The sequence below is a fragment of the Chitinophaga horti genome (assembly GCF_022867795.2).
Lineage (GTDB): Bacteria > Bacteroidota > Bacteroidia > Chitinophagales > Chitinophagaceae > Chitinophaga > Chitinophaga horti.
The window spans coordinates 1,502,496-1,525,244 of record NZ_CP107006.1 but is presented as its reverse complement, the minus strand read 5'-3'; the positions used below and the strand labels follow the sequence as shown (position 1 = coordinate 1,525,244).

Sequence of the window (22,749 nt, the reverse complement as noted above, 5' to 3'; positions counted from 1 at the left end):
CATAGATTGATAAAAACGATTCCCTTGCGTACCGCGACCTTATTGCTCCTGTTGAGCAACCTTATTTGGCTACCTGCAACTGCACAAAGAAAATGCGGTACGGCGGAAGCTTTACAACAACAGCTCCAGTCCGATTCCAAAACCTTACTTCGTTACCGGCAAACAGAGGGAGAACTGCAAAGGGCACGTCCCTCCCACCTCGGTAAAACGGCTGCGCTGGTGAACATCCCGGTGGTGGTACATATCGTGATGAAAGATCCCAGCCTGGTGACCGACGCGCAAGTACTTTCGCAGATACAAACCCTGAATGCCGATTACCGCGCCGCCAATGCCGACCGCAGCAAAGTGCCGACCGTATGGCAATCCCTGGTTGGCGATGCGCAGATCGAATTTACCCTGGCGCAACGCACGCCGAACGGCGATCCTACCAATGGCATCGTGCGCAAAGTAACTACACGCGACAACTTCAACGTAAATCAAAGCGCCGCGATGGCGGTGAAACATAGTAATACAGGCGGCAGCGACGCCTGGGACTATACCCGCTACCTGAACATCTGGGTATGCGTGCTGGCCAACAATTACCTGGGCGTGGCCACCCCTCCCGGTAATGTGTACCCTACCTCTGAAGAAGGCGTAGTGATTACTTACACTGCGTTTGGCACCACGGGTACCGCCTCCGGCAACTACAACCTGGGTCGCACGGCCACCCACGAGATCGGCCACTTCCTGGGTTTGATCCACATCTGGGGTGACGATGACGGCGCCTGTACCGGCACCGACAATGTAGGCGACACCCCCAACCAGGGCAACAATACCTATAACTGCCCCACCTTTCCCGTAACAGACGCCTGCAGCCCGACGGCGCCGGGCATCATGTTCATGAACTACATGGACTATACCAACGACGCCTGTATGTACATGTTTACATCAGGCCAGGTAACGCGCATGCAAAATGCGCTGGCTACCCCCTCCCGCGCCGGACTGACCAGTTCGAACGGCGGACAGCCTGTGAATCAGAAGGCGCTGGACATTGGCGTGGAAACGGTAAGCAATCCGCTGGGCAAAGTATGTGTGACCGGGCAAACGCCCATGGTAGTGCTGAAGAATAAAGGCACAAACGTATTGACCAGCGCCATCATCCGCTATAGGGTCGACAACGGTGCGGAAGTGAGTTATAACTGGACAGGCAGCCTGTCGAGCCTGCAATCGGCCACCGTGCAGCTGCCAGCGTTCAATACCACCGAGGGTACGCACAACTTTGTGGCTTATACCACGGCGCCTAACGGCGGCAATGATGAAGACGTGGCGAACGATTCGAGCCGGGTGACTTTCCGGTACGATAATGAAGGCATCATCCCCTACAACGAAGGCTTTGAAGGGGGTACTACACCCTACGGATGGACCGTGAACAACGCCGATAACAGTTTTACCTGGGAGGTAACGGAAGCAGCGGCAAAATCCGGCGGCTACTCCATAGTGATGCGAAACCTGGGCTATGCGTCCAACGGCCCGATCGACGACCTGTTATCGCCTGTATTCGATGGCGGCAATAACGACTCTGTGTTCCTGTTCTTCGACATAGCGGCTGCAACGCAGACCAACACCAACGATCCCGGTAACGTTTGGGATACCTTACAGGTGCTCGTAACCACTGATTGCGGCAAAACGTTTACGGACGTGGGTTACAAGAAATGGGGCAAGACGCTGATCACCCGCACCACCCCAACTTCTGCCGAGTTTGTACCTACCGCTTCGGAATGGCGCCGCGACAGTGTGGATCTTACTAAATACGCACGTAACAGCAAGTTCCGCGTGGTGTTCCGGAACACTACGAACTATGAAAACAACATCTATCTCGATAATATCAGCGTAATTGCCAGGGGCGTAAACCCGAACCTGCGCGACAAAGGCGTCCTTATTCGTCCAAACCCTTTCAGTTCAACGGTTTATGTAGACTTCTACGAGTACCCGACGGAGCTGGAACACATTGGGATATATAACGTTTCAGGCAGGCTGGTGCGGCGTTTGCCACTGTCGGGGCTGATCAACAACCGCTTCACTTTTGATTTGGTAAATGAGCCAAATGGTATTTACTTTGTAAAGTTATTCTATAAGAACAAGGTAAGGACTTTTAAAATAGTGAAAGCACAATGATGACGAAAGAAACGTATCCTGCCCTGCCAACTATTCTCCAGGAAGCATCGCTAGATCAAGGTTTAAAGAAGATTGCAGACAAAGTATTAGCACAGGAAAGGCTTAGCCAGGAAGATGGCATCATGCTGTTTGAGAAGGGAGACCTGGGATTTGTGGGGGCATTGGCCAATCATGTGAGAGAGCGGATGCATGGAGACAAGACTTATTTTAACAGGAACTTTCATATAGAGCCCACGAACGTTTGCGTATTTACCTGCAAGTTCTGCTCCTATTCCAGATTATACAAGAACCGCGAAGACGGCTGGGAACTGAGTGTTGACCAGATGTTACACATCGTGCAGAAGTACGATAATCAGCCCGTTACGGAAGTACACATCGTAGGTGGCGTACATCCTAAAATGGACCTCAACTTCTTCTGCGAACTGCTGCAACGCATCCGTGCCCATCGCCCGGACCTTCACATTAAGGCCTTTACACCGGTGGAGCTGGATTACATGTTCCGCAAAGCAAAACTGACGGTAGAAGAAGGCATGAAAAAGCTGTTCGATGCCGGCCTGCAATCTATGCCCGGCGGTGGTGCAGAGATCTTCCACCCTGACGTTCGTTCGCAAATCTGCCATGATAAAGTGGATGCAGAAGGCTGGTTACATATTCACCGTGCCGCGCACGAACTGGGCATGCACAGCAACTGTACGATGCTGTACGGCCACGTCGAAAAGTTCTGGCACCGCGTAGACCATATGGACCGCCTGCGTTCCCTGCAGGACGATACGCATGGATTCAACACCTTCATCCCGCTGAAGTTCCGTAATAAAGATAACGACATGGCCCACATCCCGGAATCTTCGATTATCGAAGATCTGCGCATGTACGCCATTGCCCGCCTCTATATGGATAATATCCCCCACCTGAAAGCCTACTGGCCGATGTTGGGCAGAAGCACCGCACAACTCACCCTCGCCTTCGGCGTAAACGACCTGGACGGCACGATCGACGACACCACGAAGATCTACTCAATGGCCGGCTCCGAAGAGCAAACACCTTCTATGAACACCGCACAGCTCGCGCTGCTCATCCGCCAGGCAGGAAGAAGGCCGGTGGAGAGAGATACGGTGTACAATGAGATCAAGGATTATACGGATGTGGAGTTTAGTGATAGTGAGATTTTGGCGAAGGCTTAGTCTTACCGGCTTGTCTCTCACTTCATTGCGCTACGTGTGATTTTGTCCCCGTCATCGTATGCTTGCAAACAATGACGAGGTATGAAAGATTCGTCCTCATATGTTTGCTTGAACGATGGTAAAGCATAAAAAAATCGTCATTGCGACGAAGGAAGCAACCTTCCGCACCAGTCTCCGCGGATTACTAGCGCGGAGACTGCACACGAGGGTCGCTTCATTTCATTCGCGATGACGCTCGAAAGAAGCCTCTCCCCGCCGTCATGACAACGCAGGGAAGCACCCGCTTTGATCTCCGCGTTTGCCAGCATGCCGATTTTTTGCTTACACCGGGTACTTCCACTCTCCCCTATATGCCCGCTTCAACAACTTGTTCGCCTCGTCGTCCTGCACTACCTGCTTTCCATCCCAGACAATACTGCGCCCTACTTTGTGCGACAGCATGCCCAGCAAACTCATATTCGTCGAGCGTTGCCCGATCTCTATGTCGCAGACCGGCGTCTGGCGCTTTTCGATGCAGGTCATGAAGTTGGCCCATAGGCCGGCAATGTTCTGCTGGTCGGGCAGGTCGAGCTGAGGGGCCTGGTGGATGGGCTGCTTGTTTTTATCGGATGGATAAAACGTCCAGCCGTCGAGCCAGCCCATATGAAAGGTGCCTTCGGTGCCGTAATAGTAGCAGCCGATGTTTGTTTTCTCTGCTTCGTTGCCAGCGTACGTGCGGTGTTCCCAGGTAGCCGTGAAGGATTCAAATTCGAAAATGACGTTCTGCGTATCGGGCGCGTCGGTGTTATCTTTTTTGATGTGCCGGGCGGCGGAAGAATATATTTTACGCGGATGCTTTTCTTCCGTCCACCAGAGTATCTGGTCCATCCAATGAATGCCCCAGTCGCCCAACGTACCATTCGCATAATCGAGGAAGTTGCGGAAACCCTTTGGGTGGATGGCAGGATTATAAGGGTTCAAAGGTGCCGGTCCGCACCACATGTTCCAATCCAGTTCTTTCGGCGCTTCCTCGTTGGGAACGGGTTTACCTGCGCCGCCGGGGTAATGCACGAACGCGCGCACCATACCGATCTTACCTGCTTTTCCTGATTTAAGAAAATCCATGCCCGACATGTTATGCGGGGATACACGGCGGTGCATACCTACCTGTACGATTTTGCCGTGCTTACGGGCGGCGTTCACCATGGCTTGTCCCTCCAGTATCGTGTGACTGATGGGCTTTTCTACGTATACATGCGCCCCCTGTTCGATCGCAGCGATCGTGATGAGCGGGTGCCAGTGATCGGGCGTAGCGACGATTACGATTTCGGGCTTCTCTTTATGTAATAATTCGCGGTAGTCTTTGTAGACCCGCGGCCTGTCCGAAGTAAGTTTATTGATTTCCTGCATTGCCTTATCCGACTGCCGGGTATCTACGTCCGAAATAGCCACCAGCTTACAGCCGCCGTGCTTCAATGCGCAGCGCAGGATGTTCATGCCCCACCAGCCGGAGCCGATAAGTGCCAGTTTATAACTTTCGGTGCGTTTAAAAGAAGACAGTAAAGGCAGTGCAGACCAGGCCACGCCGGCCTTTGCGGAGGTGAACAGGAAATCTCTACGATGCATGTACGCGGAATTTTAGTAAGATCAATATAGTGATCTTTCTTATCTTTCCGTAGCACAAAAACGGATACTATGGGAACTTTACAATACTGGGCGCTGGGATTAGTGTTTGCCCTGCATAGCTGCGGCAACCAACCGAAACCTGCTACTGCTGCGGATAATCCCGTTGCAGTATCCACCGATAAGGGACCTGCATTCACCAAAGAAGGTGAGCTCTATTTCATCAGTAAAACCACCGGCGATACGATCAGCCGCATCGATATAGAACTGGCCATCACCGACGAAGAACGCGCCACGGGACTCATGCACCGCAAAGCAATGGACGAGTCCCAGGGCATGCTGTTCCTTTTCGAAGCGGAAGGCCCGCAGGCGTTCTATATGAAAAACACCTATATCCCGCTCGATATCGCTTATGTCAATGCGCAGCAGGAAATCGTGTCTGTCACGAAATACGCTACGCCTTTGTCGGAAGAAAGCCTGCCGAGTTATAAAGATGCCATGTACGTGGTGGAAGTAAACGGCGGCTACATCGACCGGCACAAGATCGCTTACGGGGATAAAATTGTTTTTACTAAAACAAGATAGGAAGCCAACATCAGCGCCCACTTCAGCCGCCGTTGTGTCACTCACTTGGACGGTAGTTACCCCATTCGGCGAAGCGGATTCGCCTCATCGGCAAAAATCTAAAGGTGACTCAGTTGAGCGTTGTATCCTATTCCATCTCTACCGGCGGAGGAGGTGGCGGTAGCGGCGTTTTAGGATTGCGCTTCGGCCCATTTGCCGGAGGCGGAGGTGGTGGATTCTTACGGTCCCGCTCCATCAGACGCGGTGGTGGAAGTGGTGTTTTAGCATCCTCCTTAATCACCGGTGGCGGAAACTTAACACCTGATTTAGAGGCTTTCTTCGCAGACGGTTTATCCTTCGCCTTTGCCGGTGTAAACACCACTGCCGGCTTGTGCGCGGACTTCTTCACAGACGGTTCGTCCTTAAACTTCGGCGGCGTGAATACAACACCCGGCTGGTGGGCAGGCTTTGCCTTCTTTACCGGTTCGGCCGGCGGTGGTGGCGGAGGTTTTTCACCTTCCCTGATAATCAATTTAGGTTCCTGTGGTGGCGGAGGAGGAGGTACTTCTTTCTTCGTTTGAGGTTGCTGCGCCACAGATGAGAGCACCAGGGCAATAGCAGCACACGATAACATGAGCTTTTTCATATCGAAGGAATTTTGCAGGAAGATGCACTGCCTGCAAAATTCCATATCTATATCATCATAGTTTCAATAATTCTTCCACCGTAAATGCTTTCTGCCTGCCTTTCAGCTTCAGGCGTGTGGCTTTCACATCCTTATCCGTAATCTTATCGGCATTATTACTCCAGGCCTTACGCAAAAAGCTCAATAACTGCGCGATGTCCGCATCGGAGAACTCGTCATTGTTACCAATGCCCGGCATATCCCCGCTGATCTCAGGCGCTTTGTACACCTTGCCATTCACCTCTACCGGACCGGTAAGCCCAAACAGCACGATAGCGATCAGGCGCTCGCGTTCACCGTTCACCCACTGCGATTCGTTCAGCGGTGGCGCCAGTGACTGTATACCATTGCCATCAGGGCCGTGGCAGGTTTGGCAAACCGTAGTGAAGATCTTGTAACCGCGGGGGTATTCATTCAACACAGCTTCACTTAGTTTGGCCTTCTTACTCTCCGAGATATCGCGCAGCACTTTTTGCAGGCGTTTGTTGATGACGAGTGCTGTATCGCTGTTCCAGGCAGTGATGCTCTGCAACAGTTCCTTTTCCCGGCCGGGGGCTGCGCTGATGAGCGCATCGGCTACGTAACGATCGTCGGCGTACAGGCGGCTTAGCTGGGTGAGCAGGTTATCCGCAGCAGGCGCGTCGTATTTCCGCAGGAAAGGCAGTAAATAACCGAGCATCGGCGCGGTGCGGGGATCGGCGTCAAATGTTTTGAGCAGGGCGATAATGGCCGCCTGATTACTGTTATTGAGCACCGCAGGCAACGTAGCCATTGCCTGTTGTTTCAGCTGCGCGTCGCCTTGTAGCAACAGCGGTCGTACCAGGTCGAAGTCCAGGGCGTTCATGCCTTCGAGCGTCCAGAGGGCATGCAAGGCGCCGATGGGTTGTGCGGTATTGGCCAGCCGCGCCTTTAACGGAGCGATGGCTTCTGCAGGCCGCCTGTCTACCAATAACTGCTGCGCCATATCGCGCACCCACCCGTTCGGATGATCGAGCAGCGCGACCAGACCGGCCGGCGATACGTTGAAGTCAGGCATGGTTGCGGCTTTGCCTTTCGGTGCAATGCGGTAGATGCGTCCACAGTTCAGCGGCAGGCTGAGGTTGCGCATCCGTATCTCGTTCTTCAGGTAATCGGTGAGGTAAGTTTTATGCTGGATGATGCCGCGATACATGTCGAGTACGTAGATCGCTCCATCTGGGCCTGTCGATAGATTCACCGGGCGAAAGCGCTCGTCTGTACTGGCCACGAACTCGCTGTCCGCATACGCCTGCCGGCCGGTAACGGCGTAGCCACTGTCCTTCAGGATGTTTCGTTTGATCAGGTTGCCCGCGGGTTCTGCTACAAAAGCGTTGTTGTCGTAAGCCGCGCCGAATAAGGCGCCACGGTATACGAGCGGTCCGCAGGCAGCGGTGAAGTTAGCAAGACGCAGACTATCGGTGAGCGTATTCTTCGTATAGCCACGGTTTACACCCGGCGTAGCGCGCATCGGGTATACGCGGTTGTTGCGCACAACACGTTCGGTGTAACCGCCTACGTCGCGCTGGCTGCTGTTGCCGGCACCGAAACCTGGCGGAAAGTAGTCGCCCTCTAAGTTTACGGAGTTGTTGTTTACGTACAGGCGGCCGTAGTTATCCTGCGAGATGCCCCATTGGCCACGGAAGTGAGTTTTCTCGATCAGCCATTGGTTGCCTTTTTTACGGTATCGTTTGTCTGACTTCGCATTATAGATCCAGTTGTCCATCGCGCGCAGCAGTCCGTTCGGCTGGTGCTCCACATTGCCTTCTACGGCATAGGTACTGTCGACCAAAGTTCTGCGACCCGGCGCATCGCCGTTACGTTCAATGTACCAGAGGTAAGGTGGCACAGCGACCAGTACGCCATTCTCTATAAGGCAAACGGCACGTGGCAGCACAAGGGAATCGAGGAACACCGTGCGTTTATCGGCTACGCCGTCTTTGTTGGTATCTTCCAGAATAGCAATACTACCGTTCCGCATGTCTTCCCCTGTACCAACGGTGTCGGGCATGTAGCCCATCATTTCCACCACCCACATGCGGCCACGCTCGTCGAAGCTCATGGCAACGGGCGCCACGACTAGCGGTTCGGAGGCGGCGAGGGTAATGTCAAAACCTTTTTCAACGTGGAGTTGGGCGAGACTTTCCTGCGCGGATAACACAGGAGAACTGGCAAATTCTTTCCGGGCGGCCAGCGAGTCGGCTGCGCGTTTCTGTTCTGGCGTGGAATGTTGCTTGCAGGCACCTGCCAGCAGGCTGAGTAACAGAGGCAATAAGAGATGTTGGCTGCGTATCTTCATTCTTTCTATCGATTGCAAAAACACCGTTCCTTTGGAACGGTGCGCACTAAAATAGTAGGAAAATATCCAAATCTGCTTAAAAATAGATTAAACGGGACGAGCGCTCAATGAGTGGTTAGTTCAGGCTCCTGAAATCCACCGGCACCAGCTTACTTACACCCGGTTCCTGCATGGTTACCCCATAAATCACGTCTACCGCCGCCATCGTTTGCTTGTTGTGCGTTACGATGATGAACTGTGAGTTATCGGAGAACTTGCGGATCATGTTTGTGAACTTGCCTACGTTGGCATCGTCCAGCGGCGCATCCACCTCATCGAGGATACAGAACGGCGCGGGTTTGATCAGGTAGATCGCGAACAGCAACGCGGTAGCGGTAAGGGTCTTCTCTCCACCCGACAGCTGCGTGATCGCGGCAGGACGTTTACCTTTCGGTTTCGCGATGATCTCGATACCGGTATCGGCCAGGTTAGACGGATCGTTGAGGATCATGTCACACTGGTCTTCTTCGGTAAAGAGGGCCTTAAATACGCGGATGAAGTTTTCCTTCACCTGGTTAAAGGTATCGAGGAACTTCTGGTTAGCGGTGGTTTCTACCTCCTGGATCGTGGCCAGCAGGGATTCTTTCGCATTTACCAGGTCGTTCTTTTGTTCGAGGATGAACTCGTAACGTTTCTTCATTTCCGTATACGCTTCGATCGCCGTGGGGTTAATCTCACCCATGTTCTCGAGGCGTTTCTTCAGGCGTTCGGCGCTGCCGGTCAGTTCGTCTACAGAGAGCGCGCTGCTGCGGGCTTCGTCGAGTATTTCGTCGAGGTTTACTTTAAACTCCACGCTCAAACGCTCTTTCATAGAGGCGAGCTGCAGCTTCAGTTCGTTCACCTTGTCTTTGATGATGGTGAGCGCCTGGTCCATCTGCTCGCGGCTACGCTGTTTGGCGCGCAGGGCGCTTTCGCGTTCCTGCAGCATGTTGCGGAAGTTGTAGTATTCCTGGTCCTTTTCGTTCAGGTCTTTCTCCTCCTCTTCTTTCTTGCGGAACAATTCCACGAGTCCGTCTTCAGCGGAGGCCAGCTTGTCTTCGGCCGCGGCCAGGTTGGCTACGGTATCTTCCAACTGGGCTTTATTATTCGTGATCTGGATGTGCAGGTCACTTAACTGTTTGCGTTTAAACTCCAGTTCCTGTTTCAGGCCGGCTACCTTACTTTGCTGCCTGGTATGTTGCAGGTTCTGGTTATTGAACTGTACGTTCGCCTGGTTAAACTGCGATTCGGCTTCCTGTGCTGCACGATCGGCCTCTACGATGCTATCGTGCAGCACATGCACCCGATCGTTGAGGGAGTCCAGTTCATCACGCACGCCGGAAATACTGTCGATGTTGGTTTGCAACGACTGCTGCATTTCGGCCAGGCGTTTGTCGCCCGTCTCGATGAGGTGGTGGAAGTTCTCGATCCTGTTCTGCAGGCCAAAAACCTGGTTATTTAACTGGTTGATGCGCTCTTTCGCCGCGTTGATGTTGTTCTCGTTCAACTGGCTGTTATAGCCCAGCACTTCGTTATGTTTCGCCTGGATGGCGTCTTTCAAATCGCCTACAACGTTCTCGAGATCGCGGATCTCTGCTTCCAGCTTCTCCAGGTTTTTGGCACGACCGAGCTTCTTACCTTCGAACAGTCCTACAGAACCACCGCTGAAGCTGTACTTACCGCGGTGCATACGGCCGCTTTTCTCTATGATCAGCACATCCTGTTCGGGCAGCTGGCCAAAATCGATAGCGGTAACATCTTCCGTAATAAATACTTTAGCCAGCAGGTAGTTGCCCAGGCCTTTGTACTTTTCGTCGATCTCCACTACATCCAGCGCAGGAATGCTGCCCGGAGGCGTAAACAGCGTGCCCGCCTGGTGGTTGAACTGGTCAAGAATGAAGAAGTTCGCCTTTCCTTTCTTGTTCGCATCCAGCAGGTGAATAGCCTGTACCGCTTCTTCCGCATTGTTCACCACATAGTAGTTCAGGTACGGCTCCAGCAGGTTTTCCACGCAAGTGCGGTATTCTTCCTTACAGAAAAACACATCACTCAGGATGGGCGCTTTATTATTCCATTCGTTATTTTTCTTGAGGAACTTGATGCTCTCCGGGTAACCTTCGAGGCTGTCTACAAGTGATTTTAACAGGTCATACTCGTTCTTGCGGCTGTCCAGTTTACGGTTCTCATCTACCAGTTTATCGCGCAGCGATTCAATGTCCGACTGCGTGGCGAGTATCTTACTTTTCGTCTCCTCCTGGAAGCGCACCATCTCTTCCAGTTCGTCTTTCCGCTGATCGACAGTATCCTGGAGAATTTCCTTTTCGTCTTTCAACTGCGCGATCTGTGTTTCGCGGGCTGTTTTTTCTTCCTGTAACTGTTGAATGCTGCGTTGCAGGTTTTGTACAGACGTATCGGCTACCGCTACTTTCTTTTCGGCCTCGAACTGCTGGCGTTGCCATTGTTGCTGGTCGCGGCGCAGGTTTTCGAGTTGTTGTTTCTTTTGATGGAACTGTTCCTTTTTGCCGTCCACCATTTCCTGCAGGGTTTCCAGTTCGTCCTGCATCGATTCGAACACCTCGGCTTCTTCTTCGCTTTGCCTTTGCGTAAAGCTGATCGATTCCGTGAGGCCCTGTAGATTGCTTTCCGCGTTGTTGAGGAAGTCGCTGAGGTTCTTTTCCCTTTCGCGCATGTACGTCAACTGTTGCGAGGCCAGGTTTTTATCGTTCTCTTTGGTACGGATGGTGGATACGAGCTCGTTGAAGGAGCGCTGTAACACCTGCAGTTCGCGCTCTTTGGCCACGAAGTGCAGTTTATCCTCTTCCACCGAAGCCTCTTCCGTAGCTATTTCCGCTTCGAGTGCCGCTTTCTTGTCGATCTCGGCCTGTTGCTGGTCGGTAAGGTCGCGGAAGGTTACGTTAAAGCCTTCCAGGGCGGCCTTGGCCAGTTCTATACTGATCTCTTTGTATTCCTTTTTGATTTCGTAGAAGCGTTCTGCCTTACGGGCCTGGCTTTCGAGCGTTTTCAGGTTATTGTTGATCTCGAAAAGCAAGTCCTCTATACGGTTCAGGTCACCCTCGGTGGCGTCCAGCTTGGCTTTGGCCTCTTTCTTACGGGTTTTGTAGATAGAGATACCGGCTGCCTGTTCCAGCATGCGGCGGCGGCTGTTTTCCTTATCCTTGATGATATCGTCTACCATGCCCAGCTCGATAATGGCGTAGGAGTCAGTGCTCACCCCAGTGTCCATAAAGAGGTTGTGAATGTCTTTCAGGCGGCAGGCGACATCGTTGAGGCGGTATTCGGAATCGCCGTTTTTATAGAATTTACGTGTAATAGTTACCGTAGTAAACTCGGTAGGAAGTACGTTCTTGGTATTTTCAAAAGTGAGGCTAACCTCGGCCATGCCGGAGGCGGAGCGCGTGCGGGACCCGTTGAATACAAGTCCGGCCTGGTTTTCGGAACGCAGGTTGCTGATCTTGTGCTCCCCTATCACCCAGCGGATAGAGTCGATAATATTACTTTTGCCGCAGCCGTTAGGCCCGATAACGCCCGTTACGCCCTCATCGAAGTGCAGAACGGTTTTATCGGCAAAACTTTTAAATCCTTTGATCTCTAATGTTTTTAAGCGCACTGGTCCTTTTTTAAATAAGCCGTCAAAGATATAATTTTAAACCATTCCCCCGTTAAAATTAGCCATTGGCCTGGGAACCAAGCGATTAGCAGGATTTTCTGTCGAGGTATGGTTAAAAAGGATTCGTAATTTAATCGTCTCCCTGATAAGATGCCCGATTTTTTATGCACAGTTGTTGATAAGGCTTTATGTGCTGGCTTAATAGACTGATAATTAATATTTTTAAGATAGATAAGGCAAGAAGTGCGATGAACGGGCACATCATTTGCGCTTTTCGGAATGCAGTTAATTGTACCTTTGTAATTAAATCAATTTCATTCGTTTGCAGACAGAACGTTGGCTCAAGGAAGTAAAGGCATTTCTCTATAGTTACCATTTCAGCAACGGGTTGCGCGTATCCCTGAGCGTTGTTGTTCCGTCGGTGATATTTGCGCTGCAGGGCCGCCTGGACGTGGGCATTGCCATTTCTATGGGCGCGCTTTGTACCGCCCTGGCCGATGTACCAGGCACGATCATACACAAGCGGAACGGGCTGCTCATCAGCACTACACTCATTTTTATTACGGCCCTTGTAACCGGACTGGTAGCCTCCAATGTGTGGCTAACGGCAGGATGGGTGGCTATTTGCAGCTTCTTCTTCGCAATGTTACTGGTGTATGGCAACCGGGGCGGCAATATCGGGATCGGGTGTTTGCTGGTGATGGTGTCCACGATTGGCGAGCAATACCCCATGGCGAAAGCCCTGGAGGCCTCGTTGCTGGTACTGTCGGGCTGTATATGGTACTCCCTGCTCGCACTGCTGCTCTGGCAAATTCGCCCTTACCTCACGATACAGCAAACGCTGGGCGACTGCATCCAGGAAACGGCCGACTACCTGCGCCTGCGGGCGAACTTTTATAAGGACGACATTGACATCACCGAGAACTATAAAGCTGTACTTGCCCAACAAGTACTGGTAAGCGAGCGGCAGGAAGCGGTGCGCGAGCTGCTGCTGAAGATGCGTTCCGCCCAACAGGGTACAACGAGTATAAGCAAAAGTATGGTGCTCATTTTCCTGCATATGGTGGATATGCAGGAGGAGATCATGGCCTCACAGATTGACTACACCTCCCTTCAGCAAAACTTTAAAGGCACGCCCCTGCTTAGCCAGTTGCACAGCACGATACTACAGGTAACGGAGGAACTGGAGTCTATAGGGATGTCCGTCGCCTCAGGACAACGCTCCCTGCCGAAAATGAACCTGAAGCTGGAGATCGAAAAGGTAAAACGGGAGATAGAAGCCCTGCGCGACAGCATGCCTACGCTGCGCGAACGAAGCATCAAGCTGCTGCCGCTCAGCAACGTAGTGGACAACCTGCAGCACATCGCGCAACGTATTTACAACCTGCACCGTCTTACAAGGCTGGAGCGGGTGAAAGACGAAGAAATAGATCCGCAGCTTGAACTGTCGAAGTTTACGACCCGCCAGCGTTATGACTTCGAAACCTTCCGTAACAACTTATCCTTTAACTCGCACCTCTTCCGGCACGGCGTACGTACCAGTCTGGCCATTGTGACCGGTTACCTGCTGGGCCACGCCCTGGACATCAGCCGCACCTACTGGATCCTGCTGACGATCGTGGTGATCATGAAGCCGGGCTTCAGCATGACCAAATCGCGCAGTTACCAGCGTATGATCGGCACGATCATCGGGGCACTGTTCGCGGTGGGCGTGCTGTTTCTCACCCAAAACCATACGGCTATATTCGTGATCATGCTGATCTGTATTATCGGCTCGTATAGTTTTATGACGTACAATTATACGGTGAGCGTGATCTTTACGACACCGTTTATCGTTTTCCTGCTGCACTTCCTCTACCCTGCCGACTTCCAGAATATCAGTCTGCGGGTATTAGATACCCTCATCGGCGGCGCGCTGGCGTTTACGTACAACTACATCTTCTGGCCCAGCTGGGAATACCGCTTTTTGCCCGATTACATGTTTAAGATGCTGCACGCCAACCGCCAGTATTTTGTCCAAGTGATGAAGTTGTATACCGGGCAGGCATTCTCCCTCACAGATTACAAACTGGCGCGTAAAGACGTGCATGTGAGTACCGCCAACCTCATGGCGGCCTTCCAGCGGATGTTGTCCGAGCCGAAGAATAAGCAGAAGAACGGGTCAGAAGTATATCATTTCGTGGTGTTGAGCCACTCTTTTTCCTCCCACATCGCGCAGCTGGCGCACTACGGCCTGCAGCACCAGATACGTTACCCACGCGTGGAGTACGGCGCTATTGCCGACTACATAGTAACGATCATCGACCAGGTAGAACATTTCATGAACACGGGCGGCCACCTGGAAGACATGCCGAAACTCGGCGCGTTCCAGGAGCTGGAAGCACATCTTGACACGGTAATAGCCACCCGCCAGGAGGAAATTAACCAGGGACAGGGCAATACGCCCGCCCGGGAAGAGCTGTTGGAGATCAAACACGTGCGTGATCAGCTACATGCGATCTATTCTGTGCTAAAAGATATGAAGAAAGCGGCGGTGCATGCGAAGGCCTTGCATGAACCGGTGAAGCTGGCTGGTATCGGAAAATAGCCGGATCAAACCCGGATCGGATGGTTGGGTGATGGTTGGGTGATGGTCGGGTGATGGTTGGCAAACAGCCCTAACGACTAAGCCTCCTCCGTAATTACACAGAATTTGTCCGTAACAGGCGTTAACGCCTCCAGCAGCCGGTCGAAGAATGCCGGTCCATGTTCGGCGTAGTAAGGCAGGAAGTTCTCGCGCCGCTCCTGCAACGAGTTGCCGGGGAACAGGCGCGCCTTCAGCTGACGGATCTGCTCCGACTGCCAGGCGAACTTCTTCTTTTCTGCCCGCAGGAACTTATGTTCGATCTTACCCAGCGATTTCATGGCTTTTTTCAGCTCCGCATTCACGGAGGCGACCAGCGTAACGTCGATGCTCTTCGCCTTGGTTTCCATCTGGGCGAACAGGATCTCGATATCGTCATATTCCTTTTTGAGTACCAGGTTAGCGTTGGTATGCTTCAGCACGAAACTGTTGATCAGCAACTCTGTTTCCTGGAAAAACTCGGTGATGGAGATGTTCAGCTTCTGCAAACGTTCGGCAGAAAACTTATCTACCCATAAAAAGGAATTACGCAGCAGCAATACCGGGTACGGCACGTTATGATGCCCGAACAGCGCTTTCAGCTCCACCCAATAAGCGATTTCGCCGCCACCGCCGATGAAAGCGATGTTTGGCAGGATCGTTTCCTGCAGAATACCGCGGAGAATAACGTTGGGGCTAAAGCGCTCAGGATGCTCGTCAATCTCACGTTTCAGGGATTGCTCATTGAACTCCACGTTCGTATGTAACACCTTCCAAACCTCTCCCTCTTTTACAATACGTTCGCGGGAGCCTTCCTGGAGATAAAACAGGTTAATTTCCCGGGGCGACGCCTGTACCTTATGATGCTGCAATATTTTCTCGGTGGTAGCGGAAACTACTTTGTAAGACGATTGCTGCCAGAGTTCTTCCTTTAACACATGTTTGATCTGCTGCTTGAACAACGGAGTATCCGGCACCAGCACCACCAGCCCGTAACGGCCGAACAGGCGGTTAACGAGATACAAAGTAGCCTCCTGAATGTTTTCGTGATGTAAGTAGGCCTCGTCGAGCATTTCCTTCAGCTCAGCGGCATGCGGGCCGTAGCCGACGTGTTTCATGATGCCGTCGATCATCGGCTGCAGGCCGTCCGTCTTCATACGGCCTACGGCACCTGCCTGGTCGGTTTTCCAGGTAAGTTTTTCGTTACCGAGGTAGATGCTCCCCAACTCGTCCAGATCGGCATCCTCACTGCCCATATAATAAACAGGTACGAAGTGTTTGCCCGGGAACTGCGCTGTCAGCTCACCCGCGAGTTTGATGGTCTGAAGGATCTTACATATGAAATAAAGATAACCTGTGAAAATATTAGGCTGGTGTGCGGTACAAACAGAATACGTATCTGCCTGACCCAGCAATTGAATATTGGCTTTTACCTGCTCGTCCTGCTCCAGCTGGCTATATTGTACGGTCAGCGCCTTTACCAGCAGTTCCCTGTCGAGCGGCTGCGTGCTTTTGGCCCGGATGGCCGCCTCGAAGTCGGGCTTCACCGGGGAATATTGATAAAAAGGCCTGATGGAGGGATGTTCTGCCAGGAAATCGGCTACCAACTGACTAAAAAAACCCGTCTCACTATAAGGTATATGATGAACGCCCTGCTTCATAATTGCGTATGTGGATCAAAAAATGAATGCACGAATTTAGGGATTTTGATGGTGGAACAAGCATTTTTTGGCTGAGTGTGCCAATCCACTGTTTGCCGGTTATTTTTCACAGTTGCTCCACACATCGTCCACATCTTACAGTCGCAATACATTATGAAATAGTGAATGGCTGGCTTTTTGTCAATATATCCTGTCCGGGAATGACCACCCCTGCCCCTAAAAACCTGAAACAGACACAAGTAATACCATAAACCGAATTATATGAAGATAGCGTACATTGCCTCTTATCCTCCCAGAGAATGCGGGATCGCCACGTTTACCAATCACCTGGTGCAATCCATGGTGGCTTGCGGAAGTAAAGAAGAGAAACCGGAAGTGGCCGTTATAGCCATCAACGACAGCGATCAGAAATATGATTACCCGTCGGAGGTGGAGCATGTAATACGGCAGCAACACCTGGAGGATTATCATGAAGCGGCGCGCTTTATTAACCAGAGCGGGGCCGACATCTGCATCGTGCAGCATGAATTTGGCATTTTCGGGGGCGACAATGGCGTTTACCTGCTGCCGTTGCTGCATGCGCTGGAGATTCCTTTCTTCGTAACCTTCCATACGGTATTAAAAGAACCATCATTTATCCAGAAGTCAATCGTACGTGAAATTGCCCAGCGCGCTTCGCGCATCGTGGTGATGAGCCAGTTGGCCATCGACTTCCTGGTGAATATATATGGTGTATCTTCTGAAAAAGTGCAGCTGATCGAACATGGCGTGCCCGACTTTTCGGAACTCACCAATCCGCAACAATACCTGGTATCAAACACTTTAAAGCGTAAGCTGATATTTACTTTCGGTCTGCTGAGCCGCAACAAGGGCATAGAAACGGTGATACAGGCACTGCCGGCAGTGATTGAAAAACATCCGGACGTATTATATATAGTAGCAGGTGCAACGCACCCGGCCGTACTGCGCCATGCAGGCGACGAGTACCGCGACAGCCTGCAGAAGATGGTGGAAGATCTGCAACTCGAGAACCATGTGCTGTTCCTCAACCGCTTCCTGTCAGAGAAAGAACTGTTCGCCTATCTTACCTGCTGCGATATTTACGTAACACCGTACCTCAGCGAAGCACAGATTACCAGCGGTACGCTCACCTACGCGCTAGGCGCAGGATCGGCAGTGATCTCTACACCTTACTGGTATGCGAAAGAACTGCTGGCCAACGATCGCGGACTGCTGTTCGACTTTAAGAACAGTCAGCAGCTGGCCAAGTGCGTAAACGATTTGCTGGATACGCCTGGCAAATTGCGGGAGCTGAAGCAAAACTCGGCTACCTACGGTAAAAAGCTGCAATGGTCACAGATGGGTGCCCGTTACCGCCAGCTGGCCCGTAAAATACTGGCTACACCACGCCCAACCGTGGTAAACACCAAGCCGATACCAGATATCACGAATATATCTCCGCTAAACCTGTCGCATATACGCAGGCTTACAGACGACACCGGAATTGTTCAACATGCCAAATATGGCATTCCCAACCTGAAGGAAGGTTATTGCCTGGACGATAACTCCCGCGCGCTGATGATGATGCTGATGGCACAACACTACCGCCGGAATAAAGAATCGCTGGAACTGATTACCACCTACCTGAGCTTCATCCAATACATGCAGCGGGAGGACGGTAACTTCCGCAACTTCCTGAGCTTTAGCCGCCAGTACCTCGATGAAGTAGGTTCTGAAGATAGCTTCGGTCGCACGGTGTGGGCTTTGGGTTACCTGGTGCGATTCGCGCCTAACAACTCTTACCGCGAGTTTGCACAGGAACTGTTCCACCGCTCTACCCAACACTTCGCCACCATGGAACACCTGCGTGGTCGGGCCAATGCGGCCATCGGTGTAAGTCACTACCTGGCCTATCACCCTACTGACGAAGGCATGTTTAAACTGTTGGATATTTTGATCCAGCCTTTGCTGGATAGCTACGACCGCAACCACACCGACGACTGGCGCTGGTTTGAATACAATATGAGCTACGATAACGGCATTCTGCCACTGGCGCTGCTGCATGCATATGAAGTAACCGGCGATGAAAGAACGTACCGCATAGCCATGGAAAGCATCGAATTCCTGGAGCAGATCACCATGTGCGACGGCTATCTTACGCCGGTAGGCAACGATGGCTGGCACCAACCCGGCAAATGCAGTCCGAAATACGACCAGCAGGCGATCGAGACCATGGCGATGGTATTGCTTTACCAGCAAGCCTACGCGGTGAGCAACGAGCGCGATCACCTGGAAAAAATGTATACCGCTTATCGTTGGTTCCTGGGAGAGAATTCCCTGCGCGTACCGCTGTATGACAGCGAAACGCATGGTTGCTGCGATGGCCTGCAACAAGGCAGCATCAACCGGAACCAGGGAGCAGAAAGCACATTAGCGTACCTCATTTCCCACCTTTCCGTATTAAAAGAAGCAGAAGCACTGCGCCAGGAAAAACCGGTGCAAACTACGCTCATTACCGCCAGTGTGTTGAGCAGCAAGATCAGTTAAGAGACGAGATACATTCTATGAAAATAGCCATCCTCGCGCCAGTGGCCTGGCGCACCCCTCCGCAACATTATGGTCCCTGGGAACAGGTAGCCTCCAATGTTGCGGAAGGGCTGGTGGCAAAAGGCTTTGACGTAAGCCTGTTTGCTACCGGCGACTCCCAGACAGCTGGCACCTTATATTCCATTTGCCCCCGCGGTTATGAAGAAGACCGCAACCAGGACGCTAAAGTGCTGGAGTGCCTCCACATCAGCCACTTTATGGAACATGCGCGGCAGTTCGACATCCTGCACAATCACTTCGACTTCCTGCCCCTCACCTACACCCCTTTTGTGAAAACACCGATGGTGACTACCATTCACGGGTTTTCGTCCGAAAAGATATTACCGGTGTACCAGCGGTTTAACGGCAACAACCACTACGTTTCCATCAGTGAAAGCGACCGGCATCCTTCGCTGCATTACGCGGCCACGGTGTATAATGGTCTGGATGTAAACACCTTCACCTTCGTGGAAAAGCCGGATGACGATTACCTGCTGTATTTCGGCCGCATCCATCCGCACAAAGGCACGGCAGATGCGGTGCGCATTGCGGTTAAAAGCGGCAAACGTATCATCATTGCAGGCATTGTTCAGGACGCGGGTTACTTCCGCGAACAGGTGGAACCCTTAATAGACAATGAACAGGTGCAGTATGTAGGCGCTGCCGGACCGGACATGCGTAACAAGTTACTGGGCAACGCCCTCGCACTGTTGCATCCCATCCATTTTGAGGAACCTTTCGGCCTGAGCGTAGCCGAGTCGATGTTATGCGGTACGCCCGTTATCGCCTACAACCGCGGATCTATGCCCGAGTTAATAGCGCATGAGCGTACAGGCTTTCTCGTTAGTTCGGAGGACGAAGCCGTAGCGGCGGTGGCACAACTGGGCAGCATTCAGCGACCGCACTGCCGGGAGCATGCAGCCGCTAAGTTCAGCCGGGAGAAAATGGTAGAGGACTACATTGCCGTGTACCAGCAAATCTTATCCTAAACCATCCTCTTTAATCTTATTCAATAACTTCTTTAAGGAAACGTTGGCGAAGCCCGAAGCGTAGTCAGACAGGCCGTATGGGATGATCAGTGTATCGTTGTTGATCATGGAACCGCAGGAGTACAGCACGTTGGGAACATATCCTTCACGCTCGTCCTTATTTGGGATCACCAGCGGTTCGCGCAGGCGGCCGATTTCCTTTTGCGGATCGTTAATGTCCAGCAGGCTGACGCCGATGCAATAAGTACGCATAGGTCCAACGCCGTGGGAGATCAGCAACCATCCTTCCTCTGTCTCTATCGGTGAGCCACAGTTGCCCATCTGCACCAGCTCCCAGGGGTAGCGCGGTGTTTGCAGGATCTGCGGATTTTCCCAGATGTTGATCCGGTCGGAGTACATAATGTAGTTGTTGATACCGTCGATGCGGGAGAGCATCGCGTATTTGCCGTTGATCTTGCGGGGGAACAGTGCCAGGTTTTTATTCTGTGCGCCTTCGCCGTAGAGCGGCATAATGTTGAAGTGATAGAAGTCTTTGGTGACGAGCAGTTTCGGCTGGATCGTTACCCCGTCGAAGGCAGTGTAAGTGGCGTAGAAGCGCACCTCTCCTTTTTCGTTGGTGTAGCGTACGAAACGGGCATCCTCAATACCACGGCTTTCCGCATCAGAATAAGGGAAAATCACACGGTCGGAGATATCCGTATCCAGCGAAAAGTTGATCTCGTAGTAAGAGTCGGCGAGCCACAACAGGCGCTCAAGGCTTTTCTTCAGCACATGGTCGACCTGGTAACGCTGCTGCATTTCGCGGATCACCTGTTTGAGGGCGACGTACTCGAAGTTTTCGGGCAGCTTGTCCTGCACCTCACGCATGATAGGGTCGGGCAGTTTGATGGATACTGCGTTCTGGAAGAAAGTTTCTTTCTGGTAAATAGAATTGCGGACAATATCCGGTTCATCTACATAACTACCGGCAGGCACAAACGAAACGTTGTTAAACTTATCTATCAACCCGCGGCGGAACACGATGGAGGATACGTGGCCTTCACCTACCGCCCTGAAGCTGATGATCACCCGCTTTTCACCTTCCTCTAACCCACTCTGGTCCACATCTTCCACGATGGAAGGATTAAAGAAGGCAGCCGATTCAATGGAGTATTCGTTGGTGAAGTAAGATCCGATGAGCAGCCTTCGCTTGTACGAAAGGCTGCTCATATCGATCTTCATGGATGTAAAAACGTTCTTAAGTTTGTCGCAATGGCGCTCGAAGATTCGCGTAATGTTGCGATGGCGCTTCGAAAATTCACGGAGTATCGGGGTGATGATCACATCTACCTGCTGATCATTCATCTCCAGCACCTTTTGAATGATCGCCTTTGCCCTTGGTTCACCGTTATAAAAGAAGCGTGCAACTACACGCTTCATGTCCGGGTATATCCTGGTACTCTGGCGCTCAATGGAGAGTCTCATATGCTATCGTTTTAAAAGGACCACTGCTAGATGGTAAACCCATCGGGCAGCACTGCTCCTTTCTTCACAACTACAATGCCATCTTTTACCGTATATTTCTCAAATTCACCGTCCGTCAGGTGCGGCCCTCCGTTGATGTGCACGTTGTTGCCGATGCAGGCATTCTTATCGATGATCGCGTTATTGATCACACAGTTTTCACCAATCCCCATCAGCGGTCGGCCAATCTCTTTCCATTTGGCTATCTCTTCCAGCGTCTGAAAGAAGTCGTTCCCCATGATGTAAGTATTGGTTACCTCGCTGCCAATTCCAACGCGGGTACGGATGCCCAGCACCACACGCTCCAGCTTTTTCGCCTGTACGATACAACCGTCGGAGATAACTGCCCGCTCCATGCTGGCAACCGACACCTTCGCAGGTGGCAGCATACGTGCGCGGGAGTAGATGGTCTGCGCTTCATCAAACAGGTTGAACTGCGGAATCTCGTCGGTCAGTCCCAGGTTGGCTTCCCAGAAGGAAGAAATATTACCGATATCTGTCCAGTAACCGGTGTACTGGAAGCTTAACACTTTATGATGCTGAATAGCATAAGGCAGTATCTCTTTACCAAAGTCCGCCGCACCTGCCTGCGTTTCCAGCAGCATGTCGAACAGCAGTTTGCGGTTAAAGATGTAGATACCCATAGAAGCCAGGTAACGACGGCCCAGCGCATCCATCTCATCACTCACGGGTGACGTCCAGTTTTCCAGGCCTGTTTTAGGCTTCTCCGTAAAAGAGTGGATAAAACCGCGGTCGTCCGTTTTAAGGATGCCAAAGTCCGTAGCATCTTTCGCATTTACCGGGATGGTAGCGATAGAGATGTCCGCACCTTGTGCAATATGATGGTCGATCATTTCGCAGAAGTCCATCTGGTACAGCTGGTCACCGGAAAGGATCAGTACATAATCGAACTCGAAGTTCTCCAGGTGGTGCAGGCTCTGGCGCACCGCATCGGCCGTGCCCTGATACCAGGTAGGGTTATCCGGCGTTTGTTCTGCCGCCAGGATGTCTACAAACGCTTTGGAGAAGTTCGAAAAGAAGTAAGTGTTCTTGATGTGTTTATTCAGTGAGGCAGAGTTGAACTGCGTCAACACGAAAATACGGTGTAGGTCGGCATTCAGGCAGTTGGAAATCGGGATGTCCACCAAACGATACTTGCCCCCTACCGGAACAGCCGGTTTAGAGCGTTTGCGAGTGAGGGGATACAAACGTGTTCCGGCACCACCGCCGAGAATTACTGAAATAACCTGGTTCGACATACT

General features: G+C 52.0%; 13 protein-coding genes. 6 read left to right on the top strand and 7 right to left on the bottom strand.

Annotation, left to right across the window (positions count from 1 at the left end; genetic code table 11):
* Positions 1-24 precede the first annotated feature (24 nt).
* Both MKQ68_RS06265 and mqnE read left to right on the top strand, forming a co-directional pair.
* On the top strand, positions 25-2,154 hold the full coding sequence (locus MKQ68_RS06265; protein WP_264282548.1) for a M43 family zinc metalloprotease: 2,130 nt from the start codon (positions 25-27) through the stop codon (positions 2,152-2,154).
* On the top strand, positions 2,151-3,335 hold the full coding sequence (gene mqnE / locus MKQ68_RS06260) for an aminofutalosine synthase MqnE (protein ID WP_264282547.1): 1,185 nt from the start codon (positions 2,151-2,153) through the stop codon (positions 3,333-3,335). The genes MKQ68_RS06265 and mqnE overlap by 4 nt, the downstream gene beginning before the upstream one ends.
* A gap of 321 nt (positions 3,336-3,656) precedes the next feature.
* Here mqnE and MKQ68_RS06255 read toward each other — a convergent pair whose 3' ends face one another.
* Positions 3,657-4,940, bottom strand: a complete 1,284-nt coding sequence (locus tag MKQ68_RS06255; protein ID WP_244840067.1) for a Gfo/Idh/MocA family protein — start codon at positions 4,938-4,940, stop codon at positions 3,657-3,659.
* A gap of 69 nt (positions 4,941-5,009) precedes the next feature.
* On the opposite strand from MKQ68_RS06255, the gene MKQ68_RS06250 reads away from it, so the two are divergent.
* Positions 5,010-5,522, top strand: a complete 513-nt coding sequence (locus MKQ68_RS06250) for a DUF192 domain-containing protein (RefSeq protein WP_264282546.1) — start codon at positions 5,010-5,012, stop codon at positions 5,520-5,522.
* Between the two features lie 127 nt (positions 5,523-5,649).
* Here the strand turns inward: MKQ68_RS06250 and MKQ68_RS06245 are convergent, their stop codons facing one another.
* From MKQ68_RS06245 to smc, 3 genes are all read right to left on the bottom strand, one after another.
* Positions 5,650-6,147, bottom strand: a complete 498-nt coding sequence (locus tag MKQ68_RS06245) for a hypothetical protein (RefSeq protein ID WP_264282545.1) — start codon at positions 6,145-6,147, stop codon at positions 5,650-5,652.
* A gap of 55 nt (positions 6,148-6,202) precedes the next feature.
* Positions 6,203-8,500 carry a DUF7133 domain-containing protein gene (locus MKQ68_RS06240; protein WP_264282544.1) on the bottom strand — a complete coding sequence of 766 codons (2,298 nt, stop codon included), beginning with the start codon at positions 8,498-8,500 and terminating at the stop codon, positions 6,203-6,205.
* 115 nt (positions 8,501-8,615) lie between these two features.
* Positions 8,616-12,146 carry a chromosome segregation protein SMC gene (gene smc / locus MKQ68_RS06235; RefSeq protein ID WP_264282543.1) on the bottom strand — a complete coding sequence of 1,177 codons (3,531 nt, stop codon included), beginning with the start codon at positions 12,144-12,146 and terminating at the stop codon, positions 8,616-8,618.
* A gap of 322 nt (positions 12,147-12,468) precedes the next feature.
* Here smc and MKQ68_RS06230 point away from each other — a divergent pair, with 322 nt between their 5' ends.
* The gene (locus MKQ68_RS06230) at positions 12,469-14,733 is read left to right on the top strand and encodes an FUSC family protein (protein ID WP_264282542.1); all 2,265 of its coding nucleotides are present in this window, start codon (positions 12,469-12,471) and stop codon (positions 14,731-14,733) included.
* A gap of 77 nt (positions 14,734-14,810) precedes the next feature.
* Here the strand turns inward: MKQ68_RS06230 and bshC are convergent, their stop codons facing one another.
* Positions 14,811-16,409, bottom strand: a complete 1,599-nt coding sequence (gene bshC, locus MKQ68_RS06225) for a bacillithiol biosynthesis cysteine-adding enzyme BshC (protein WP_264282541.1) — start codon at positions 16,407-16,409, stop codon at positions 14,811-14,813.
* Positions 16,410-16,670: 261 nt separating this feature from the next.
* Here bshC and MKQ68_RS06220 point away from each other — a divergent pair, with 261 nt between their 5' ends.
* Both MKQ68_RS06220 and MKQ68_RS06215 read left to right on the top strand, forming a co-directional pair.
* The gene (locus tag MKQ68_RS06220) at positions 16,671-18,956 is read left to right on the top strand and encodes a glycosyltransferase family 4 protein (protein ID WP_264282540.1); all 2,286 of its coding nucleotides are present in this window, start codon (positions 16,671-16,673) and stop codon (positions 18,954-18,956) included.
* A 17-nt stretch (positions 18,957-18,973) separates the two neighbouring features.
* Entirely contained in the window at positions 18,974-19,984 is a 1,011-nt protein-coding gene (locus tag MKQ68_RS06215; protein WP_264282539.1) for a glycosyltransferase family 4 protein, read from the top strand.
* Here MKQ68_RS06215 and MKQ68_RS06210 read toward each other — a convergent pair.
* Both MKQ68_RS06210 and MKQ68_RS06205 read right to left on the bottom strand, forming a co-directional pair.
* A complete protein-coding gene (locus MKQ68_RS06210; protein ID WP_244840050.1) occupies positions 19,976-21,448 on the bottom strand; it encodes a glycoside hydrolase family 130 protein in 1,473 nt (490 codons plus the stop codon). The two genes, MKQ68_RS06215 and MKQ68_RS06210, sit on opposite strands and share 9 nt — an antisense overlap.
* Before the next feature lie 26 nt (positions 21,449-21,474).
* Positions 21,475-22,746, bottom strand: coding sequence for a glucose-1-phosphate adenylyltransferase (locus tag MKQ68_RS06205; RefSeq protein ID WP_264282538.1), 1,272 nt, complete (start codon positions 22,744-22,746; stop codon positions 21,475-21,477).
* Positions 22,747-22,749 lie beyond the last annotated feature (3 nt).

Bases quoted from the DNA above. Each gene is read 5' to 3' on its own strand.
- mqnE (WP_264282547.1), top strand. From the start codon at position 2,151: ATGATGACGAAAGAAACGTATCCTGCCCTGCCAACTATTCTCCAGGAA.
- MKQ68_RS06255 (WP_244840067.1), bottom strand. From the start codon at position 4,940: ATGCATCGTAGAGATTTCCTGTTCACCTCCGCAAAGGCCGGCGTGGCC.
- MKQ68_RS06240 (WP_264282544.1), bottom strand. From the start codon at position 8,500: ATGAAGATACGCAGCCAACATCTCTTATTGCCTCTGTTACTCAGCCTG.
- MKQ68_RS06250 (WP_264282546.1), top strand. From the start codon at position 5,010: ATGGGAACTTTACAATACTGGGCGCTGGGATTAGTGTTTGCCCTGCAT.
- MKQ68_RS06220 (WP_264282540.1), top strand. From the start codon at position 16,671: ATGAAGATAGCGTACATTGCCTCTTATCCTCCCAGAGAATGCGGGATC.
- MKQ68_RS06245 (WP_264282545.1), bottom strand. From the start codon at position 6,147: ATGAAAAAGCTCATGTTATCGTGTGCTGCTATTGCCCTGGTGCTCTCA.
- bshC (WP_264282541.1), bottom strand. From the start codon at position 16,409: ATGAAGCAGGGCGTTCATCATATACCTTATAGTGAGACGGGTTTTTTT.
- MKQ68_RS06215 (WP_264282539.1), top strand. From the start codon at position 18,974: ATGAAAATAGCCATCCTCGCGCCAGTGGCCTGGCGCACCCCTCCGCAA.
- MKQ68_RS06210 (WP_244840050.1), bottom strand. From the start codon at position 21,448: ATGAGACTCTCCATTGAGCGCCAGAGTACCAGGATATACCCGGACATG.
- MKQ68_RS06205 (WP_264282538.1), bottom strand. From the start codon at position 22,746: ATGTCGAACCAGGTTATTTCAGTAATTCTCGGCGGTGGTGCCGGAACA.